Origin of the sequence: Streptomyces sp. NPDC057638 (assembly GCF_042800315.1) — a bacterium.
GTDB lineage: Bacteria > Actinomycetota > Actinomycetes > Streptomycetales > Streptomycetaceae > Streptomyces.
In genome coordinates this window covers 1-18562 of sequence record NZ_JBHVHF010000049.1, presented here as the reverse complement: position 1 = coordinate 18562, position 18562 = coordinate 1, and the positions used below count along the sequence as shown (strand labels likewise).

General features: G+C 72.1%; 18 protein-coding genes. 10 read left to right on the top strand and 8 right to left on the bottom strand.

Going from position 1 to position 18562, the window contains the following annotated elements; all coding sequences use genetic code 11:
• Nucleotides 1-208 precede the first annotated feature (208 nt).
• Nucleotides 209-1576, bottom strand: a complete 1368-nt coding sequence (locus tag ACFVIM_RS09955) for an FAD-binding oxidoreductase (protein WP_384300180.1) — start codon at nucleotides 1574-1576, stop codon at nucleotides 209-211.
• A gap of 98 nt (nucleotides 1577-1674) precedes the next feature.
• On the opposite strand from ACFVIM_RS09955, the gene ACFVIM_RS09950 reads away from it, so the two are divergent.
• Entirely contained in the window at nucleotides 1675-3075 is a 1401-nt protein-coding gene (locus tag ACFVIM_RS09950) for a tetratricopeptide repeat protein (protein WP_384300179.1), read from the top strand.
• A gap of 289 nt (nucleotides 3076-3364) precedes the next feature.
• Here the strand turns inward: ACFVIM_RS09950 and ACFVIM_RS09945 are convergent, their stop codons facing one another.
• Together ACFVIM_RS09945 and mca are read right to left on the bottom strand one after the other, a co-directional pair.
• Nucleotides 3365-3595, bottom strand: coding sequence for a hypothetical protein (locus tag ACFVIM_RS09945; RefSeq protein ID WP_384300178.1), 231 nt, complete (start codon nucleotides 3593-3595; stop codon nucleotides 3365-3367).
• Nucleotides 3588-4469, bottom strand: a complete 882-nt coding sequence (gene mca, locus ACFVIM_RS09940; protein WP_384300177.1) for a mycothiol conjugate amidase Mca — start codon at nucleotides 4467-4469, stop codon at nucleotides 3588-3590. Before mca ends, ACFVIM_RS09945 begins: the two co-directional genes overlap by 8 nt.
• Before the next feature lie 163 nt (nucleotides 4470-4632).
• Here mca and ACFVIM_RS09935 point away from each other — a divergent pair, with 163 nt between their 5' ends.
• Together ACFVIM_RS09935 and greA are read left to right on the top strand one after the other, a co-directional pair.
• The gene (locus tag ACFVIM_RS09935) at nucleotides 4633-5037 is read left to right on the top strand and encodes a DUF4307 domain-containing protein (protein ID WP_384300176.1); all 405 of its coding nucleotides are present in this window, start codon (nucleotides 4633-4635) and stop codon (nucleotides 5035-5037) included.
• A gap of 285 nt (nucleotides 5038-5322) precedes the next feature.
• Nucleotides 5323-5820: a transcription elongation factor GreA gene (greA, locus tag ACFVIM_RS09930; protein ID WP_384300175.1), complete on the top strand. Its 498-nt coding sequence runs from the start codon at nucleotides 5323-5325 to the stop codon at nucleotides 5818-5820.
• A gap of 260 nt (nucleotides 5821-6080) precedes the next feature.
• Here the strand turns inward: greA and ACFVIM_RS09925 are convergent, their stop codons facing one another.
• From ACFVIM_RS09925 to ilvA, 3 genes are all read right to left on the bottom strand, one after another.
• Nucleotides 6081-6938, bottom strand: a complete 858-nt coding sequence (locus tag ACFVIM_RS09925; protein ID WP_384300174.1) for an ABC transporter permease — start codon at nucleotides 6936-6938, stop codon at nucleotides 6081-6083.
• Entirely contained in the window at nucleotides 6935-7945 is a 1011-nt protein-coding gene (locus ACFVIM_RS09920) for an ATP-binding cassette domain-containing protein (protein ID WP_384300173.1), read from the bottom strand. Before ACFVIM_RS09920 ends, ACFVIM_RS09925 begins: the two co-directional genes overlap by 4 nt.
• Nucleotides 7946-8350: 405 nt before the next feature.
• Nucleotides 8351-9586 carry a threonine ammonia-lyase gene (ilvA, locus tag ACFVIM_RS09915; RefSeq protein ID WP_384300172.1) on the bottom strand — a complete coding sequence of 412 codons (1236 nt, stop codon included), beginning with the start codon at nucleotides 9584-9586 and terminating at the stop codon, nucleotides 8351-8353.
• Between the two features lie 180 nt (nucleotides 9587-9766).
• Here ilvA and ACFVIM_RS09910 point away from each other — a divergent pair, with 180 nt between their 5' ends.
• The 4 genes from ACFVIM_RS09910 to ACFVIM_RS09895 all read left to right on the top strand — a co-directional run bounded on the left by ACFVIM_RS09910 (nucleotide 9767) and on the right by ACFVIM_RS09895 (nucleotide 11634).
• On the top strand, nucleotides 9767-10282 hold the full coding sequence (locus ACFVIM_RS09910; RefSeq protein WP_384300171.1) for a MarR family winged helix-turn-helix transcriptional regulator: 516 nt from the start codon (nucleotides 9767-9769) through the stop codon (nucleotides 10280-10282).
• Nucleotides 10283-10533: 251 nt separating this feature from the next.
• Complete coding sequence (locus ACFVIM_RS09905; RefSeq protein ID WP_384300170.1) at nucleotides 10534-11064, top strand: sigma factor-like helix-turn-helix DNA-binding protein; 531 nt, start codon at nucleotides 10534-10536, stop codon at nucleotides 11062-11064.
• Nucleotides 11061-11315 carry a hypothetical protein gene (locus tag ACFVIM_RS09900; protein WP_384300169.1) on the top strand — a complete coding sequence of 85 codons (255 nt, stop codon included), beginning with the start codon at nucleotides 11061-11063 and terminating at the stop codon, nucleotides 11313-11315. Before ACFVIM_RS09905 ends, ACFVIM_RS09900 begins: the two co-directional genes overlap by 4 nt.
• 127 nt (nucleotides 11316-11442) lie before the next feature.
• Entirely contained in the window at nucleotides 11443-11634 is a 192-nt protein-coding gene (locus ACFVIM_RS09895; RefSeq protein WP_384300168.1) for a DUF1059 domain-containing protein, read from the top strand.
• 262 nt (nucleotides 11635-11896) lie between these two features.
• Here the strand turns inward: ACFVIM_RS09895 and ACFVIM_RS09890 are convergent, their stop codons facing one another.
• Nucleotides 11897-13054, bottom strand: a complete 1158-nt coding sequence (locus ACFVIM_RS09890; RefSeq protein WP_384300167.1) for a cystathionine gamma-synthase — start codon at nucleotides 13052-13054, stop codon at nucleotides 11897-11899.
• Between the two features lie 679 nt (nucleotides 13055-13733).
• Here ACFVIM_RS09890 and ACFVIM_RS09885 point away from each other — a divergent pair.
• Nucleotides 13734-14846 carry a hypothetical protein gene (locus tag ACFVIM_RS09885; RefSeq protein ID WP_384300166.1) on the top strand — a complete coding sequence of 371 codons (1113 nt, stop codon included), beginning with the start codon at nucleotides 13734-13736 and terminating at the stop codon, nucleotides 14844-14846.
• A 222-nt stretch (nucleotides 14847-15068) separates the two neighbouring features.
• Here the strand turns inward: ACFVIM_RS09885 and ACFVIM_RS09880 are convergent, their stop codons facing one another.
• Nucleotides 15069-15689 (bottom strand): DJ-1/PfpI family protein, encoded by a 621-nt coding sequence (locus tag ACFVIM_RS09880; protein ID WP_384300165.1) that lies wholly within the window; start codon nucleotides 15687-15689, stop codon nucleotides 15069-15071.
• Nucleotides 15690-16031: 342 nt separating this feature from the next.
• On the opposite strand from ACFVIM_RS09880, the gene msrA reads away from it, so the two are divergent.
• Nucleotides 16032-16703: a peptide-methionine (S)-S-oxide reductase MsrA gene (msrA, locus tag ACFVIM_RS09875; RefSeq protein ID WP_384300164.1), complete on the top strand. Its 672-nt coding sequence runs from the start codon at nucleotides 16032-16034 to the stop codon at nucleotides 16701-16703.
• 221 nt (nucleotides 16704-16924) lie between these two features.
• Entirely contained in the window at nucleotides 16925-18526 is a 1602-nt protein-coding gene (locus ACFVIM_RS09870; protein ID WP_384300195.1) for a hypothetical protein, read from the top strand.
• Nucleotides 18527-18562 lie beyond the last annotated feature (36 nt).

The following is an 18562-nucleotide window of genomic DNA, read 5'->3' as shown; positions in this document are numbered from 1 at the left end:
TGGCCGGCCCTACGACCGCCTGCCCGGATACGGCCACGGATATGGCCGTACGGACGCGAGCGGCCCGGCCGGTGACCGGACCGGTGACCCTGCCCGGGGCACCCCGCGGGGCGGGCCTCCCCAGCCCGACGGGAGTCGGCGTACCAGCGCGCGCCCACGGTCCGAGAGCGCGGCACGACAGCCCGTGCCCTCAGGTGCCTCAGGTGCCTCAGAACAGCTTTCCCGGATTGAGGATGTTCAAGGGATCAAAGGTGTGCTTGATCCCCTTCTGCAACTCTATTCCCACTGGGCCCAGTTCTCTCGCCAACCACTCCTTCTTCAGGGTTCCCACCCCATGCTCTCCGGTGATGGTGCCGCCCAGCTCCAGACCGAGCGCCATGATCGCGTCGAAGGACTCCAGGGCCCGGCGGGACTCGTCCGGATCCGTGTGGTCGAAACAGACGACGGGGTGGGTGTTGCCGTCGCCCGCGTGGGCGCAGACGCCGATGGTCAGGCCGAACCGCTCGGCGATGGCCGCCGTGCCGTCGAGCATCGCGCCCAGGCGGGAGCGCGGCACGCAGACATCGTCGATCATCGTCGCGGACGCAATCTTCTCCAGGGCGGTCAGCGACATCCGCCGGGCCTGGAGGAGGAGTTCGGACTCCGCGGGAGTGTCGGCGGGCACGACCTCCGTGGCGCCCGCCGCCCGGCAGATCTCCCCGACGGCGGCGAGGTCGGCCGCGGGGTCGGGGGTGTCGAAGGCCACCAGCACCAGGGCCTCGGTGGTCTCGGGCAGGCCCATGTTCCCCAGCGCGTTCACCGCGCGGACCGTGGTGCGGTCCATCAGCTCCAGCAGGGACGGGGTGTGACCGCGTTCCATGATCGCGCAGACGGCCTCGCAGGCAGCGGCGGCGGAGCCGAACTCCGCGCCGAGGACCAGCTGCGGCGGAGGCTTGGGCCGCAGCCCCAGGACCGCCTTGACCACGATGCCCAGACTGCCCTCGGACCCCACGAAGAGCCGGGTGAGGTCGTATCCGGCGACCCCCTTGGCGGTACGGCGGCCGGTGGAGAGCAGCCGGCCGTCGGCGAGGACGACCTCAAGGCCCAGCACGTACTCCGCGGTCACGCCGTACTTCACACAGCACAGCCCGCCCGAGGCGGTGCCGATGTTCCCGCCGATGGTGCAGGTCTCCCAGCTCGACGGGTCGGGCGGGTAGTACAGCCCGTGCTCCGCCACGGCCCGGGACAGGGCGGCGTTGACCACCCCCGGCTCCACCACGGCGATCCGGTCGACCGGGCTGATCTCCAGGATCCGGTCCATCCTGGTGAGGGAGAGGACCACACAGCCGTCCGAGGCGTTGGCCGCGCCGGAGAGCCCGGTGCGCGCGCCCTGCGGGACGACGGGGACCCGCAGCGCCGTGGCCGTGCGCATGACGTGCTGGACCTGCTCGACCGTGCGCGGCAGGACCACCACGGCGGGACTGCCCACCGCGCAGAAGCTGGCCATGTCCCGGGCGTACGAGACCATCACCTCGGGATCGGTGATCAGGGTCTCGGGCGGCAGACCGGCGCGGAGTCGCTCCAGAAGATCGTCCATGAGCCCAGCGTCGCACCCGGGGCCATCGGTGTGAACCCGCCCTCCACAGACGGCGCCCATTCTTCATATGGACTGCCCGGTGGCGCACAGTGAGCGCCATGGACAGCGAACACGGGGAGCCCGGGAAACACCTGCGGCACCGGGAGTACGCGAAGAACGCCGTGGTGGCCACCCTGGTCGCCGCGACGCTGGTCACCGGGGTGATCGTGCTCGCGCCCGGCTCAGGACCCGAGCCGCGCCGCACGGCGGGACCGGTCGCCCGCGCCCAGGCCGCCACGCTCTCCGGAGCGCCCGCCGCCGCCCCGGACCTCACCGCGCTCATCACCGACCGTGAACGCTGGCTGCGGAAGAACCCCGAGGACGAGGCGTCCTGGGCGGTCCTGGGAAACGCGTACGTCCAGCGCGGCACCTGGCAGCTGCTGCCGAAGGCGGAACACGCCCTGCGGCGCTCCCTGGAACTGCGCCCCGCCGCGCGCGGCAACAACGACGCCGTCATCGGCCTCGCGGCCCTCGCGAACGCGCGCCACGACCATGTGACGGCCCGCGCCTGGGCACAGCGGGCCCAGAAGCAGCGCCCCCGCCGCTGGACGGTCTACCCCGCCCTGATCGACGCCTACAGCGGGCTCGGCGACGAGAAGTCCGCGAGCGCCGCCTTCGACCGCCTCGGCACCCTCTACACCGGCCCCCGCGGCCGCGCCCTGGCCGCGCGCGTCTACCGCGACTTCGGCTGGCGCGAGGACGCGGCGGCGCAGGCGTACGACGCGGTGGCCGTCGCCCGGAGCCCGCAGGAGCGCTCCGCCGCGCTCCACACCCTCGGTGATCTCTCCTGGGAACGCGGCGACCTCCAGGAGGCCCTCACCAGCTACGACAACGCGCTCCGGCTCACCCCGGGCGCCCATGGGCCGCTCGCCTCCCGCGCCCGGGTCCGCGCGGCCCTCGGACACGCCGAGCCCGCCCTGCGCGACTACCGCGCCGCCCTCGCCGCCCACCCCGCGCCGGAGTACGCCGCCGAGGCCGGGGAGCTGTACACCGCACTCGGCCGCACCACGGAGGCCGGCGCGCTGCGCGACGCGCTGCGGGCCACCCTGGACCAGGCCGCCGCCCACGGCGTCAACGTCGCACTGCCACTGGCCCGCTGGGAGACCGCCCATGGCTCGGCCACCTCGGCCGTCGACCGGCTGCGCGGCCAATGGCAGCGCGGCCACCGGGGCGCACCGCTCGCCGACGCCCTCGCCTGGGCCCTCTTCCGGGCCGGGCGCCCCGAGGACGCGCTCCCCTACGCCCGGATCGCGGAGAAGGCCCAGCGCACCCCGATGAACTCCTACCACCTCGGCGAGATCGAACGCGCCCTGGGCCAGTACGGCGCCGCCCGCCGCCACCTCACCCAGGCGCTGCGCATCAACCCCCACTTCTCCCCGCGGTGGGCCCCGGCCGCGCGCGAGTCGCTGGGGAGGCTGGGCGAGCCCCCGATGGGGCGATGGGCGCGGGTGCTGCGCTGAGGCATGTCCGCCACCCTGGTGACGCGTTCCCCGGGGGTGCCGGGCCAGCCCGCCCCGTGACGGGGACGGAACGGCCATCACCACGCGCTATCACGGCGTGACACGGGCCGTACGTGCCTCCTGGAGGCAGCGGCGTATACGCGTACGGCCCGCCTCCCTCATACACGTATCCGTACCGGAGAGCGGGCCAGGACAGCCATCGGGGACGACGGAAAGGCCGTCCGGCGGACGGGCCCGGCGGACGGCCTGCGGATCCTCCTCGGACAGTCCGCCCGAGGAGGATCCGGGACTACTTCTTCGGCGCGGCGTCCGCGACCGGCTCGGCGGCGGCGCCGTCGTCGAAGCGGACGCGCTCCATGTGCCGGTTCATCGACTTCATCAGGAACCAGACCCCCACGGCCAGCGCCGCGAAGACGAGAAAGCCCAGGACACCGGGGGTGACCTTGTTCTCGTCCAGCTCCTTGGCGAGGGTGGCCGCGTGCGTCATTGCGAGGTTTGCGCTTGCGCTCATATCAGGCATTGTCGCGGATGCCCGCGAAGAGGTCGTCCTCGGGGAGGGAGGTATCGACGAGGGACTTCGCCAGCTCGTACTCCTCGGTGGGCCAGACCTCCTTCTGGATCTCCATCGGAACGTGGAACCAGCCGCCGTCCGGGTCGATCTGCGTGGCGTGCGCGATCAGCGCCTTGTCCCGGACCTCGAAGAAGTCGGCGCAGGGAACGTAGGTGGTCAGGGTGCGCTCGGCCCGCTCGAAGGTCTTCCAGCGCTCCAGCCACTCCCCGTAGGGCGACTCCAGACCGCGTTCCAGGAGCGCCTCGTGGAGGGCGACGGTACGGGGACGGTTGAAGCCCTGGTTGTAGTAGAGCTTCTGCGGCTGGTAGACGGGCCCGAACACGGACTCCGGGAAACGCTCGGCGTCGGCCGCGCCCTCGAAGGCCACCATCGTGATCGTGTGGGTCATGATGTGGTCGGGGTGCGGGTAGCCACCGTTCTCGTCGTACGTGGTGATCACCTGCGGCCGGAAGGAGCGGATGGAGCGCACCAGGCGGCCCGCGGCCTTCTCCACGTCCTCCAGCGCGAAGCAGCCGTCGGGCAGCGGGGGCAGCGGATCGCCCTCCGGCAGCCCGGAGTCCACGAATCCCAGCCACTCCTGCTGGACGCCGAGGATCTCGCGGGCCTCGTCCATCTCCTTGCGACGGACCTCGTGGATGTGCTCCTCGATATAGGCGTCGCCCTGGAGCTTGGGGTTGAGGATGGAGCCGCGCTCGCCTCCCGTGCAGGTCACGACCAGCACGTCCACCCCCTCGGACACATACTTGGCCATCGTGGCCGCGCCCTTGCTCGACTCGTCGTCGGGGTGGGCGTGCACGGCCATCAGTCGAAGCTGCTCAGTCAAGACTCGATCCTCGTGGTTCGTCGCGAATGGTCGGGTGCCGTCGTGCGCCACTCCCCGTGAGTCAGCGTCCGGGGTGGCGCTCGTGAGCCGGAGGGAGGCTTCTATAGTGACCGAATCGGGGGACTGAAAATTCCGGAGTCTCCCAGTGCCTGGAGGAATGACCATGAGCGCGGCGGGCGAGCAGATGGCCGAGACCCGTTACGGGCGCTCGGCGGAGCGGCGCACCGACCGCAGGCTGATGATCCTGGGTGGCGTGCTGGGCGCCGGTTTCCTGGCGATGGTGGGCTGGTTCGGCTACGACTACATCGCCGGGGAGAAGATCAGCGCCGAGGTGATCAAGTTCGATGTGGCCTCGGCGTCCGAGGTCCAGATCCATCTGGAGATCCGCAAGGGCGCCGACACCACCGGCACCTGCACGGTCCGCTCGCGTTCGGAGGACGGGGCCGAGGTCGGCCGGGTCGACGTCCCCGTGACGGCGACCAGCGACACGCGCGTGGACACGGTGGCGAGCATCAGGACCACCAAGCAGGGCACCACCGCCGAGCTGGTGCAGTGCACCGCGAAGTGAGCACCGCTCTCCCCGGGTGATCCCTCACCCTCGGTGACCGCACCTCCAAGGTGACGCGGACGACTCTCCGTGACCCCGCCACCGCCCCCGGTCCGGTTCTTCCCACCCCCGCTGTCAGCCCCGCCCTGGACTTTCGCTCCTGACCTGCGCTGACGGTTTTCTGATGGCTTTTGTCCTCCCCCTTCCGCCGCGAAATTGTTAGGCTCGTGGTTTCGCCCACCCAGGATGGAACATCCTTCTGGGTAGGGCGATGCTTTGTATTCCCAGTACCTACGAGGAGCACCTGTGACCCAGACCAGCGAGAACGTCACCTGGCTCACCCAGGAGGCGTACAACCAGCTCAAGGCCGAGCTGGAGTACCTGTCTGGTCCCGCGCGCATCGAGATCGCCAAGAAGATCGAGGCGGCGCGCGAGGAGGGCGACCTGCGCGAGAACGGCGGGTACCACGCGGCCAAGGAGGAGCAGGGCAAGCAGGAGCTCCGGGTCCGCCAGCTCACCCAGCTCCTGGACACCGCCAAGGTCGGTGAGGCCCCCGCCGACGACGGCGTCGTGGAGCCCGGCATGGTCGTGACGATCGCCTTCGACGGCGACGAGGACGACACCCTGACCTTCCTGATGGCCTCGCGCGAGTACGCCAGCTCGGACATCGAGACCTACTCCCCGCAGTCCCCCCTGGGGACGGGCGTGAACGGCAAGAAGGTCGGCGACACGGCGGAGTACGAGCTCCCCAACGGCAAGATGGCCTCGGTCAAGATCCTCGCGGCCAAGCCCTACGGCGGCTGACCCCGCCACGCACCGCCCCGCGACGGGCCCCGGAGAGGCTGCGAGCCTCCCGGGGCCTTTCGCGTGTCCTGGGCGTGTGCCACGGCGCCGGACGCGACCCCGAGGGCGCGGTCTCGGTGGGGGCGCCTTCCCCGGCGGGGCACGACCGCCACAGCGGCACCCGTACGCCGCTCCCGACGGTGCCGGAACCCGGCCCCCTGGACACGACGGAGCCCGCCCCCTCGCCGGGGACGGGCTCGTCATGAGCGGATGGCCGGAGGTCAGCCGGCCGCCTTGCGGTACTTGCGGACCGCGAGGGTGCGGAAGACGACCAGGATGAGCACGGACCACAGGATCGAGGCCAGGACCGGGTTCTGCATCGGCCAGGCGTCGGAGGCCTGGAAGCCCGGCGGGAGGTTGCCGAAGAGTTCGCGGCAGGCCTGGACCGTGGCGCTGAAGGGGTTCCACTCGGCGATGTGCTGGAGGAAGGACGGCATCTGGTTGGCGTCCACGAAGGCGTTCGAGATGAACGTCAGCGGGAAGAGCCAGATCAGCCCGCCGGAGGTGGCGGCCTCCGGGGTGCGCACCGACAGGCCGATCAGCGCGCCGATCCAGGAGAAGGCGTAGCCGAGCAGGAGCAGCAGCAGGAAGCCGAGCAGGACCTTGCCGATGTTCTCGTGGACGCGCCAGCCGACCAGGAGGGCGACTCCGGCGAGGACGACCAGGGTGAGGGCCGTCTGGACCAGGTCGGCCAGGGTGCGGCCGGTGAGGACCGCGCCGCGCGCCATGGGCAGCGAGCGGAAGCGGTCGATCAGGCCCTTGTGCATGTCGTCGGCGATGCCCGCGCCCGCGCCCGCGGTGGCGAAGGTGACGGTCTGGGCGAAGATGCCCGCCATCAGGAACTCGCGGTACGCGTCGGGCGAGGTGGAGCCGCCGACCTGGATCGAGCCGCCGAACACATAGGTGAACAGCACCACGAACATGATCGGCTGGATCAGACCGAAGATCACCATCTCCGGGATCCGGCTCATGCGGATCAGATTGCGGCGGGCCACGACCAGGGAGTCGTTCACCGACTGCGCGATACCTCCGCGCGGCTTGGGCGCCGCGAGCTTCGCGGCTTCGGTCGTGGTGGTCACTGGGCGTTCTCCTCACGGGACGTACGGCCGTCGGCGTCGCCCTTGGCGGCGCTCTCCTCGGCGCCGGGCTCGGCCGCGTGCCCGGTGAGCGAGATGAAGACGTCGTCCAGGGTCGGACGGCGCAGGCCGATGTCGTCGATCTCCACGCCCCGGGTGTCCAGCTCGCGGATGACCTCGGCGAGCAGCTTGGCGCCGCCCGTGACCGGCACGGTCAGCTTGCGGGTGTGGTCGGCCACGGCGACCTCGCCCTTGCCCAGGCTCAGGAGGACCTCCCGGGCCGGGGCTATCTGGTCGCGCTCGTGCACGACGACCTCGACCCGCTCGCCCCCGGTGCGCGCCTTGAGCTGGTCGGCGGTGCCCCGGGCGATGACCTTCCCGTGGTCGACGACGCAGATGGTGTCGGCGAGGTGGTCGGCCTCCTCCAGGTACTGCGTGGTGAGCAGCAGCGTGGTGCCGCCGCGGACCAGTTCCTGGATGACCTCCCAGAGCGCCTGGCGGTTTCTCGGGTCGAGGCCGGTCGTCGGCTCGTCCATGAACATCACGGGCGGCGAGACGACGAGCGCGGCGGCGAGGTCGAGACGGCGGCGCATACCGCCGGAGTAGGTCTTCGCGGGACGGTCGGCGGCGTCCGCGAGGTTGAACCGCTCCAGCAGCTCGGCCGCGCGGGCCTTCGCCGCACGGGAGGACATCTGGTAGAGCTGCCCGACCATCTGGAGGTTCTCGCGGCCGGTCAGATACTCGTCCACCGCCGCGAACTGGCCGGAGAGCCCGATCGAGCGGCGCACCTCGTTGGGCTGCTTGAGGACGTCGATCCCGGCGACACGGGCCGTGCCGCTGTCGGGCTGGAGCAGGGTGGTCAGCACACGGACCGTGGTGGTCTTGCCGGCGCCGTTCGGTCCGAGAAGGCCCAGCACGGTGCCTTCGGGTACGTCGAGATCGACGCCGTCCAGTGCCCTGACGTCGCCGAAGGTCTTGACCAGACCTTCGGCGTATATGGCGCCTGGCATAGATGTCTCCCATGGTGGCGGGTCTGGTGGTCGGCTCGCACACCGGGCCGCGTATGGACAGCCTGTGCGAAGTGACCAGGTTTGCAGGTTTTAAAGGCTTTTTCCAAGCCTTGTGCCTTTTCCCCCGGCGGTCGGTGATCCTTCCCACCCGACAGAGCTGCCAGGGGCCGGAGTTGGGACGCGGGAGCGCCAGCGACGCCACAAGGTAACGCGATACATCGCGATACTCAAGGGGTTATACGGGAGTGTCATGAGGCGTCCGCGCGGCCGGGGCGCACCCCCCTCCCCCCCAAAAAACGCCCAGCCCACCCGCGCACACCACGACCCCGGCACACGACGGGGCCCCTGGAGGCGCGCCATGTCCACACGCCTCCAGGGGCCCCGTCCGCCGTCCGGGAGCTCCGCTCAGCCCATGCCCATGACCGTGTAACCCTCCGCCCGCAGTACCGCGGCGACCTCGTCGCAGTGCTCCGGGCCCTTGGTCTCCAGCCGCAGCTCGACCTCCACCTCCGTGAGCCCGAGACGGGGGTCGGTCCGTACGTGACTCACGTCCAGGACGTTAGCGTCGGCCACTGACAACGCCCCCAGGAGCGCGGCCAGCGCCCCGGGGCGGTCCGTCAGCCGCAGCCTCAGCGACAGATAGCGACCGGCGGCGGCCATCCCGTGGCGCAGGATGCGCTGCATCAGCAGCGGGTCCACATTGCCGCCGGACAGCACGGCGACCACGGGCCCCTCGAAGGCACGCGGATCGCTCAGCAGCGCCGCCACCGGAGCCGCCCCGGCGGGCTCGACGACCAGCTTCGCCCGCTCCAGACAGAGCAGCAGCGCGCTGGAGAGCGCGTCCTCGGAGACCGTACGGACGCCGTCGAGGAGATCGCCAATGATTTTGAACGGCACATCGCCGGGGCGGCCCACCCTGATGCCGTCCGCCATCGTCACCGGGGACCCCAGCGAGACCGGGCGCCCGGCCGCCAGCGAGGGCGGATACGCCGCCGCGCCCTCCGCCTGCACGCCGATCACCCGCACATCGGGGCGGACCGCCTTCACCGCGACCGCGATCCCGGCGGCCAGCCCGCCGCCGCCCACCCCGACCAGGATCGTGCGCACCTCGGGGCACTGCTCCAGGATCTCCAGCCCCACGGTCCACTGCCCCGCGATGACATCCGGGTGGTCAAAGGGATGGATGAGGATCGCGCCGGTCTCCCGGGCGTACTGCTCCGCCGCGTCCAGGGTCTCCTCGATCACCTGGCCGTGCAGTCGTACGTCAGCGCCGTACTCGCGGGTCGCCGCGACCTTGGGCAGCGGCGCACCCACCGGCATGAACACCGTGGAGCGCACCCCCAGCAGCGAGGAGGCGAGCGCGACACCCTGGGCGTGGTTACCCGCCGAAGCGGCCACCACACCGAGCGCGCGCTCCTCCGGACGCAGCCCCGCGATCCGCACATAGGCGCCGCGCAGCTTGAAGGACCCCGTGCGCTGGAGGTTCTCGCACTTCAGCTGGACCGGGGCACCCACCAGGCCGGAAAGGTACCTGCTGCCCTCCATCGCGGTGACCCGGGCGACGCCCGAGAGCATCTTCTGCGCTCCCCGCACATCGTCGAGGATCACCGGCCGGAAACTGTCGGGCGTACGGAAGCTCATACGGTCAAGTCTCGCAGCCCCGCACGGGCCGCGACCTTCCCCGGGTCACCGCCCGACCTCGGGCCCGCTGGAGCCGTGAACCGCTTTCCCAACGGTTTTCACAACCTGGTCCGGACCGCGTCATCGCCGCGTACTCTTGCCCCCACCAATCGACCACCGCACGAGAGAGCCTTCCTGGCCATGCCCACTTCTCAGGACATGACGACTCATCTCGACCCCGGCCTCCTGGACGCCTTGCAACACCAAGTCGCGCTGTTCGCCCGCCGCGCGGAGCAGACCCGGCTCGGCGGGGTCGGCCAGGTCCGCAACTCCATGGACCGCGCCGCCTACCTGTTGCTCAACCGACTGGACCAGGAGGGCCCCATGGGCGTGAAAGCGCTTGCCGCGGGGATGGGCATCGACTCGTCGACCGTCACCCGGCAGGTGGCACCCCTCGTCGACACGGGTCTCGTCAAGCGCACCTCGCACCCCGAGGACGGCCGCGCCGTCGTCCTCCAGCTCTCCCCGCGCGGACAGGCCCGCCTCGAAGAGGTCCGCAGCTCGCGCCGGGAGCTGATGGCGAAGGTGACGGAGGACTGGACGGAGGACGAGCGCGAGTCCTTCTGCACCCTGCTCACCCGCTTCAACACCGCGCTCTCCGCGCGCCAGTTGGGCCTGCCGGGCCTCGGCGAGGAGGTGCCGCCCAGACCGTCCTAGCTCCGCGTCTCCCTCGACCCCGCGCTTGATCCGCCCGCTCCCCGGGCCCGGAGAACGCGTCTCCCAAGAGTCGCGTCTCCACCTCCGTACGGACGCCGCACAGCGATCCGTACGACCAGGGAAGCGGATACGAAAAGGAGACGGGCGCCGCGAAGGCCACGAGACCCTGGTCCGCCGACAACCCGGGTCCCCCGTAACCACGCGGCGCCGACCTCTTGACCCACACCGCGCGACTGCCTCTATATGAGGACGTGAGCGAGCGGAGGCCAGGAGAACGACACCGCCGTGCCCGTGAGTTCGAGGAGTTCGTCGCGGGCGCGGCCGGACGGCTGCTGCATGCCGCGACCCTGCTGACCGGCGAGCCCCCGGCCGCCAACCCCGCGGCGCGCGCCCTGGTGACGGATTCCCTGGCGCACACCTACGCCGCATGGGACCGGCCGCGCGGCGGGGACCCCTATGACCACGCCCGCCGGGAGCTGGCCCTGCGCTTCCTGCGCGCCGCCCGGCGCCACCGCCGCGACCGGGGCGGCCTGCTCGGGCGGCTCACCCCCCGTGAACGCCTGGTGCTGGTGCTCCGGCTGTCCGAGGGCGTCGCCGAGGAGCAGACCGGCGCCCTGCTGGATCTGCGGACCGAGCGGGTCCGGGACATCTGCGGACGGGCGGTGGCCACCCTGTGCCCGCCGCTGCCCCCTCTGCCGGAGGCCGGGACAGCCACGGAGTCCAGGACGGTCCCGGAGGCCACCGCGGCACCCTGGGCCATATCCACCACGGCGGCATCATGAGCCAGTCCGCCCGCCGGGAGGCCATCGTCCGCGGGCTCCTCTCAGCCGCAGGTCCCGCCCCCGTCCCCGGCGATCTGGTGGCACGTGCCACCGAGCGCGGGACCGCGGTGCTGCGGCGGCGGCGCGCCCTGCGGCGGACGGGGTGGGCGCTGCTGGTGCTGGCGGTGTTCGCGTTCGGCCTGTGGGCGGCGGCCGAGCACCCCTGGGAAGCGCTTCCCGCGCGGAGTACGCCCTCATGGGAGGGCTGGTAAGCGCTTCCATGAGGGCGCGGTGAGCCGCCCGGGGTGCTCCGGCGCGACATCCAGGGGGCACCGGGCCGCGTTCTATGCTGGAAAGAACCGGCATAAAGAACATCAATGCGGCACTGAGGAGGTCATCATGACCAGAAAGATCGCCGACTGCCGCCGGTTCCCGAGCGAGACGAACTGCACCCTGACCATCTCCGGCGAGGAGGACGAGGTGGTGCGGGCCGCGACCGAGCACGCGGTGTCCGTGCACAGCCACGCGGACACGCCCGAACTGCGCGAACAGATCCGCGCTTCCCTGGAGGACGAGAAGGTCCCCGCCTGATCTCACGGCCACCGGCACCCGCCCCCGGAACGGCGGCGGGCCCGGGAGAGACGCCCCGGGCACGGTCGCGCGCCACCCCGCCGGAACAGCACACGCCCACGGCCTGCCCGGCGAAACGCACCCAGGGAAGCGCGCGTCGGCGCGGCACGCACCAGGGACGCGCGCCGGCCGACGCAGGCCAGCCGACACGCGCCGGGGAACGCGCGCCACGGGACGCGCGCCAGAGGGCGCGCGCCGGTGAAGACGTCTCAGAGGAGACGCGTCAGACGGCGAGGGCCTGCTGGAGATCGGCCAGGAGGTCGTCCACCGCCTCGATACCGACGGAGAGCCGGACCAGATCACCGGGGACCTCCAGCGCGGAGCCCGCCACCGAGGCGTGCGTCATCCGCCCCGGGTGCTCGATCAGCGACTCGACCCCGCCGAGGGACTCACCGAGGGTGAAGAGCCGGGCACGGTCGCAGACGGCGACGGCCGCCTCCTCGCCGCCCTCCACCCGGAAGGAGACCATCCCGCCGAAGGACCTCATCTGCTTGGCGGCGATCTCATGACCGGGGTGGTCGGGCAGCCCGGGGTAGAGCACCTGGGTCACCCGGGGGTGCCGGGTGAGCATCTCCGCCACCTGGGCGGCGTTCTCGCTGTGGCGGTCCATCCGTACCGGCAGCGTCTTGATCCCGCGCAGCACCAGCCAGGAGTCGAAGGGGCCGGCGACGGCTCCCATCGCGTTCTGGTGGTACGCCAGTTCCTCGCCGACCGACGCGTCGGCCGCGACCAGGGCGCCGCCGACGACGTCCGAGTGCCCGCCCATGTACTTGGTGAGGGAGTGCACGACGATGTCCGCGCCCAGGGCGATCGGCTGCTGGAGGTACGGGCTGGCGAAGGTGTTGTCGACGACCAGCCGGGCCCCCGCACCACGGGCGATGTCGGCCATCGCGGCGATGTCGGTGATCCCGAGCAGCGGGTTCGAGGGGGTCTCGACCCAGATCAGCCGGGTCTTCGGGGTGAGGGCGGCCCGGACCGCGACCGGGTCGGAGGTGTCGGCGACCGACCAGCTCACACCCCAGCGGGCGACGACCTTCGCGAAGAGACGGAAGGTCCCGCCGTAGGCGTCGTTGGGGATCACGACATGGTCGCCGGGCTCCAGGAGCGCCCTGAGCAGGCAGTCCTCCGCCGCGAGCCCCGACGCGAACGCCAGCCCGCGCCGCCCGCCCTCCAGTGCCGCGAGGTTCTGCTCCAGGGCGGTCCGGGTGGGGTTGGCGCTGCGGCTGTACTCGTAACCACCGCGCAGACCGCCGACGCCGTCCTGCTTGTAGGTGGAGACCTGGTAGATGGGCGGGACGACGGCGCCGGTCAGCGGGTCGGCCGTGTTGCCCGCGTGGATCGCGAGAGTTTCGAGGCTCTCGTAGGAGTGCTGGTCGCTCATGAGGCCGAGGGTAGCCCGGGAGTGACGGGCACCGGACGTGACGGCTGGGGTGGGAAGGGTGTGTACGCCGGGGTGCCCCGAGCGTGCGCCGCATGCGGAGGAAGTGAGTCCGTATGCGGACGCGGACGGGGCCCGTGAGCGGGCGCCGGGGCCGGGAGCAGAGCGAGTGGGCCGCGCACGACGGCCCGGCGACCGCCCGGCCTCGTCCCGGCCACCCGGGAAGGACCCCCGCGGTCGAGGTCCCGCCCGGCGGGACCGGCACGGGGAAGGGGGGCCGGTCGGCCGGAAGGTCGTCCGAAAGGTGACCCTGATGCGCCCAGACCCCCTCCCCGCACGCCTCCCGAGCACCCGCCGGTGCACCGCCCCGGGCGGGCGCGCGATGCCGTCGCGATACGGGAGGGACACAGGTCCGGATACGGCGCCCCCTCCCCGTACCGGACCGTCCCGGCACCTCCCCCGGCCCCTCCCCGTCGCCGAACGAACGAGGCGAGCCAGGCGAACGAGAGGCACGAGAGGCACGAGGCCATCCGCGTCCGGCACCCACGCGGCCCCGGCCAGCGCGCGTCAGCCCCTCCCGACCACCCCGGCGACGGCCTTCCCGGCCTGGTACCGGGGCGCGGCGGCGGGCCACGCGCCAGGCCGTGGCCGGTACCGGGAGCGGTCCGGGACAATGGTCGGCATGGAGATTCTCTGGTTCCTGATCGCGATGGCGATGCTCTTCGCGATCATCGGCCCGTATGTGATGCGGCGGCGCGGCGGAGGCGGCGGCATCCGTCTGGCGGCGCCCGGCTCACCCGACGCCGCCGACCCCGATGTCTACGGCTTCCTCCGCCAGGAGGAACAGGACATCCGGCTGCCCGGCCCCGATCAGGATCTCCTCGACGTCCTGGATCTGGTCCAGCGGACCCAGGACTGGCGGGCGGCCGCCCAGCTGCTCGCGGGGACCCCGAAGGAGGGCGAGGTCCGCTGGCAGCGGGTGCAGGCGTTCGCGGGCGCGGCCTCGCTGGAGCTGGCGCAGCGCCCCGGCGCGGGCGGCGCGTGGCTGCGGAACTGGCGCTCCGAGGCCCCCAAGGACGCGGGCGCCGCGCAGGTGCACGCGGAGTTCCTGGTCCAGCAGGCGTGGCGCTCGTCCGCCGTGGGCTCGGACGACTTCCGGATCATCCTGGAGGAGGCCCGCTCGGTCTGCGCCGAGGCGGGGCTGCTCGCCCCGGGCGACCCGGTCCCCTCGATCATCGAGCTGGCCGTGGCGCGCGGCCTCGGCTATCCGCACGACCAGTTCGACCAGCTCTGGGCCAAGGTCATCGACCGCGCCCCGGAGCACATGGGCGCCCATCTGGCGGCCCTGCACTACTGGTGCGAGAAGTGGCACGGCAGCCGCCAGGAGGCGGACCACTTCGCGACCACGGCGGCGGCCCGCGCCCCGCGCGGCTCCCTGCTCTCGGCCCTTCCGCTGTTCGCGGTGTACGAACACCTCCCCGACATCGTGATGGTCCGCGACTTCTACCGGACGGAGGTGGTCGGCAAGGCGGTCGAGGGCGCCCTCTACGCGGTCCACTCGGCCCGCCCGGACGACCCGATGCTGGCCCATGTCCGGCATCTGCTGGTGCTCTTCCTGGTCCGCTCGGAGCGCTGGGCGGAGGCGATGCACCAGCTGGTGCGGATCGACGGCCATGTGGGCGCGCTGCCGTGGACCCACAGCGAGGACCCGGCGGCGGAGTACACCGTCTACCGCAACCTGGCGGTCGCGGGCTACGAGGCGAACGGCGGCAGCCCGGCGACGCTGAGCCGCTAGGGAGTGTCTTCAAAGTAGCGTCGTCCGCCCGGAGGGCGGGTCTGGCGGGGTCTGGTGCGTGCGATCGCAAGGCGGAGGAAGGAGTCAATGCGGAGCATTGGCGACCGACGACAACGCGGCGAGCGTGCGTGCCAGGGCACGGCGGACAGACGGGACTTTGAAGACACGACCTAGCGCGGCGACCGGCGCGGTTCACCGGCCCGCGACGCCCGGACAGGCCCCCTAACCCAGGGTGCGGGCGCGTTCGAGTACCTCGGCCGGGGCCTTGGCCACCGAGCCGGTGTCGAACGGCGGCTGCGGGTCGTACTCGGTGTAGAGCTGGATGGCCTGGGCGGTCACCTCGTCGGTGAGGAGGGCGGCCAGGCGTAGGGCCATGTCGATACCGGAGGAGACTCCGGCCGAGGTGATCACCCGGTCCTGCCGGACCACCCGCTCGGCGGTGTAGACGGCGCCGTACGACTCCAGTTCGGCAGCCGCGTCCCAGTGGGTGGTGGCGGTGAGACCGTCCAGCAGCCCGGCGGCGCCGAGCACCAGGGACCCCGTACAGACCGAGGTGGTGAAGCGGGTGCCCGCGTGCATCCTGCGTACCCAGTCGAGGAAGGCGGGGTCGGCCGACATCGCCAGGAAGCTGCCGCCGCCGGGTATCAACAGGACGTCGCAGTGTTCCACCTCGGCGTACCCGGTCGGGACGTGCACCGGCAGGGAGCCCAGCACGTCCCGTACCAGGCCCGGTTCTGCGGTGACGAACCGTACGGTGGCGCCGGGTACGTAGGCGAGGATCTCGTACGGCCCGATCGCGTCGAGCGGCTCGAAGTCGTCGAAGAGCGGAATCACGATGTCCATCGCCGCAGCCTAAGGGCTGTCCCGTCAGGGATGACGGGACAGCCCTCGGTCAGCGGATCGGCGAACGCTCCCGGTCCCAGCCCTCGACTCTCTCCTCGGCCGTGCCCGCCGCCGTCTCCGGGCAGGAGCGCCGTCCCGGGCGGAACCGTACGGGCGCCAGGCGGGACCGTACGGGCGCCAGGCGGGACCGTACGGGCGCCGGGCGGGACCGCGGAAACACCGGCCCGGCACGCTCCGGAGCCGTCCGCTCACCCGGCGCCCGCGACGGGAGCGGCCGTCCGGGAATGCCCCCGACCCCCCGCGCGTTGTTCCAGAGGCCGGCCAGACCAAGGAGCCCCGCACATGTTCCTCTCCCGTCGCACCCCTCAGCTCCCCACCCCGGAGGAGGCCCTGAAGGGCCGCCCGGAGCCCGCGTTCGAGGTACCCAGCCAGCACACCGTGCTCGGCACCCCGCTGCTCGGCCCCTACCCCCAGGGCCTGGAGACGGCGGATTTCGGCCTCGGCTGTTTCTGGGGCGCCGAGCGTAAGTTCTGGCAGCTCCCGGGCGTGTGGACCACACTCGTCGGCTACCAGGGCGGCACCACCCCGAACCCCACCTACGAGGAGACCTGCTCGGGTCTGACGGGCCACACCGAGGTGGTCCGGGTGGTCTACGACCCCTCGGTCGTCTCGTACGAGCGGTTGCTGAAGGTCTTCTGGGAGGCCCACGACCCCACCCAGGGCTTCCGCCAGGGCAATGACGTGGGCACCCAGTACCGCTCGGCGGTCTTCACCCACTCCCCGGAGCAGACGGCGACGGCCAGGGCCTCCCGCGAGGCGTACCAGCGCGTTCTGACGGGCTCCGGCTACGGCCAGATCACCACGGAGGTCGTCCCGGCGGACGACCGCCCGTTCTACCCGGCCGAGGGCTACCACCAGCAGTACCTCGACAAGAACCCGGCCGGTTACTGCGGCATCGGCGGTACCGGGGTGTCCTGCCCCATCGGGGTCGCCCAGGCCGACGACCGCGCCTGAGCCGCCCTTTCCGTAAACGCTTCCGGAAACGCCCAGGAGCCGCGCGCGCCGGGGCGTTTTCGCTGTTCCCCTCCGTACGGTCGTGTCACCGGCCCGGGGCGGTGCGGCGAGGGGCCCGCCCCCGTACCGTCCGTACCGCCGCCCGGTGACGCCCGCCTTTACGCCGCAACGCCCCCTATTAGTGTGTGACCGTGGCGATCAGCAGTCAGCGGACAGAAGAGATACTCCGGAACAAGAGGAAAGAGCAGGACAAGCGGGACACCTCACCTCCCTGGTGGCGTGTCCCGCTCGTCGCGACCGGGGTCGTCGTGCCGCTGTACGCGCTGTGGGCGGGGTGGCTGGCGACCGGGGGCGGGGATCTCGCGGCACAGTTCGCGTGGACGGGCTTCGTGGAGCGCCACCCCGGGTCCGCGTACAACCTCTCCTGGTACGGGGGCGCGCACACCGCCAACTACAGCGTGCTCGCGCCCCCGCTGATGGCCGCGTTCGGGGTGCGCGCGGTGAGTGTCGCCGCCGGTCTCGCGGGGACCTGGCTGCTCGCCGTGGTGTTCGTACGGAGCGGGGTGCGGTGGCCGGTGTGGCCCGCGCTGGTGGGGGCCGGGGCGCTCTGGGCCAATGTGGCCTCCGGGCGGACGACGTTCGCCCTCGGGGTGGCGATCGGACTGCTGGCGCTGGTCTTCTGGCGCCGGACCGCCGTCGCGGCGGTGTGCGCGGCGCTCGCGACGCTGGCCAGCCCGGTGGCGGGGCTCTTCCTCGTGGTGGTCGCGGCGGCCGCGCTGCTGGAGCGGCGCTGGCGGGACGCCCTGGCACTGGTGGTGCCCCCGGCACTGGTGGTGGGGGTGACGACGGTGCTCTTCCCGTTCGACGGAGAGATGCCGATGCCCTCGGGGAAGCTGTGGCTGCCGCTGCTGGTCTCGGGGACCCTCGCCCTCGCCGCGCCGCCCGCCTGGCGGCTGGTCCGCTTCGGCGCGGCCGTGTACGGCGTCGGTGTCGTCCTGACGTACGTCATCCCCACCCCGATCGGGACGAACGTGGAGCGCCTGGCCGGGCTCGTCGGCCCCTCGGTCCTGGTCGCCGCCGTGCTGACGGGTGGCGCGGTCACCCTGCTGCGGCGGGGGCTGCGCTGTGCGCTCGCCGTCGTCCTCGTCGTCAATGTCCACTGGGTGGCCGACAAGACCGAGGACGACCTCGCGGTCTCCACCTCCGTTCCGTCGTGGGCCTACTCCACCGACGGTGTCATCGCGGAGCTGCTCCGGCTGGGCGCCGACCGCACCCGGGTGGAGGTCGTCCCGGCGCGCAACCACCGTGAGGCCGACCTCATCGCCCAAGAGGTGAACACGGCACGCGGCTGGAACCGTCAGCTCGACGTCGAGCGCGGACGGCTCTTCTACGACGGCTCCCTGGACGAGCGGACCTACCGCGCCTGGCTGAACCGTTTCGGCGTGGGCTTCGTGGTGCTGCACCACGGCCGCCCCGACGGTCCCGCCGAGGGCGAGGCCGCGATCGTCCGCTCCGAACCCTCCTATCTGGAGCGGGTCTGGCGCGATGACGACTGGACGATCTACCGGGTCCAGAACGCCACCCCCCTGGTCTCCCCGCCCGCGACGGTGGTCCGCGGCGACGCCGCACGGCTGGTGGTACGGATGCCCTCGGCCGGATCGGTGACGGTACGGGTGGCGTACTCGCCCTGGCTCCGCGCGGAGGGCGCCTGTCTGAGCGAGGACGGCGAGTGGACCCGGCTGACGGTGCAGCGGGCGGGCGAGTACACCCTGGACTCGCCCTACCGGGTGCCCTGGGGGAAGTGGGGCCAGAAGGGCTGCTGAGCCCATCCCGGACCCCAGCGATCAGCGGCCATCGGC

What these genes read in the sequence shown, in the direction of transcription:
- ACFVIM_RS09955 (WP_384300180.1), bottom strand. Translation starts at nt 1,576, where the DNA reads ATGGACGATCTTCTGGAGCGACTCCGCGCCGGTCTGCCGCCCGAGACC.
- ACFVIM_RS09950 (WP_384300179.1), top strand. Translation starts at nt 1,675, where the DNA reads ATGGACAGCGAACACGGGGAGCCCGGGAAACACCTGCGGCACCGGGAG.
- ACFVIM_RS09945 (WP_384300178.1), bottom strand. Translation starts at nt 3,595, where the DNA reads ATGCCTGATATGAGCGCAAGCGCAAACCTCGCAATGACGCACGCGGCC.
- ACFVIM_RS09935 (WP_384300176.1), top strand. Translation starts at nt 4,633, where the DNA reads ATGAGCGCGGCGGGCGAGCAGATGGCCGAGACCCGTTACGGGCGCTCG.
- ACFVIM_RS09920 (WP_384300173.1), bottom strand. Translation starts at nt 7,945, where the DNA reads ATGCCAGGCGCCATATACGCCGAAGGTCTGGTCAAGACCTTCGGCGAC.
- ilvA (WP_384300172.1), bottom strand. Translation starts at nt 9,586, where the DNA reads ATGAGCTTCCGTACGCCCGACAGTTTCCGGCCGGTGATCCTCGACGAT.
- ACFVIM_RS09910 (WP_384300171.1), top strand. Translation starts at nt 9,767, where the DNA reads ATGCCCACTTCTCAGGACATGACGACTCATCTCGACCCCGGCCTCCTG.
- ACFVIM_RS09900 (WP_384300169.1), top strand. Translation starts at nt 11,061, where the DNA reads ATGAGCCAGTCCGCCCGCCGGGAGGCCATCGTCCGCGGGCTCCTCTCA.
- ACFVIM_RS09895 (WP_384300168.1), top strand. Translation starts at nt 11,443, where the DNA reads ATGACCAGAAAGATCGCCGACTGCCGCCGGTTCCCGAGCGAGACGAAC.
- ACFVIM_RS09890 (WP_384300167.1), bottom strand. Translation starts at nt 13,054, where the DNA reads ATGAGCGACCAGCACTCCTACGAGAGCCTCGAAACTCTCGCGATCCAC.
- ACFVIM_RS09885 (WP_384300166.1), top strand. Translation starts at nt 13,734, where the DNA reads ATGGAGATTCTCTGGTTCCTGATCGCGATGGCGATGCTCTTCGCGATC.
- ACFVIM_RS09880 (WP_384300165.1), bottom strand. Translation starts at nt 15,689, where the DNA reads ATGGACATCGTGATTCCGCTCTTCGACGACTTCGAGCCGCTCGACGCG.
- msrA (WP_384300164.1), top strand. Translation starts at nt 16,032, where the DNA reads ATGTTCCTCTCCCGTCGCACCCCTCAGCTCCCCACCCCGGAGGAGGCC.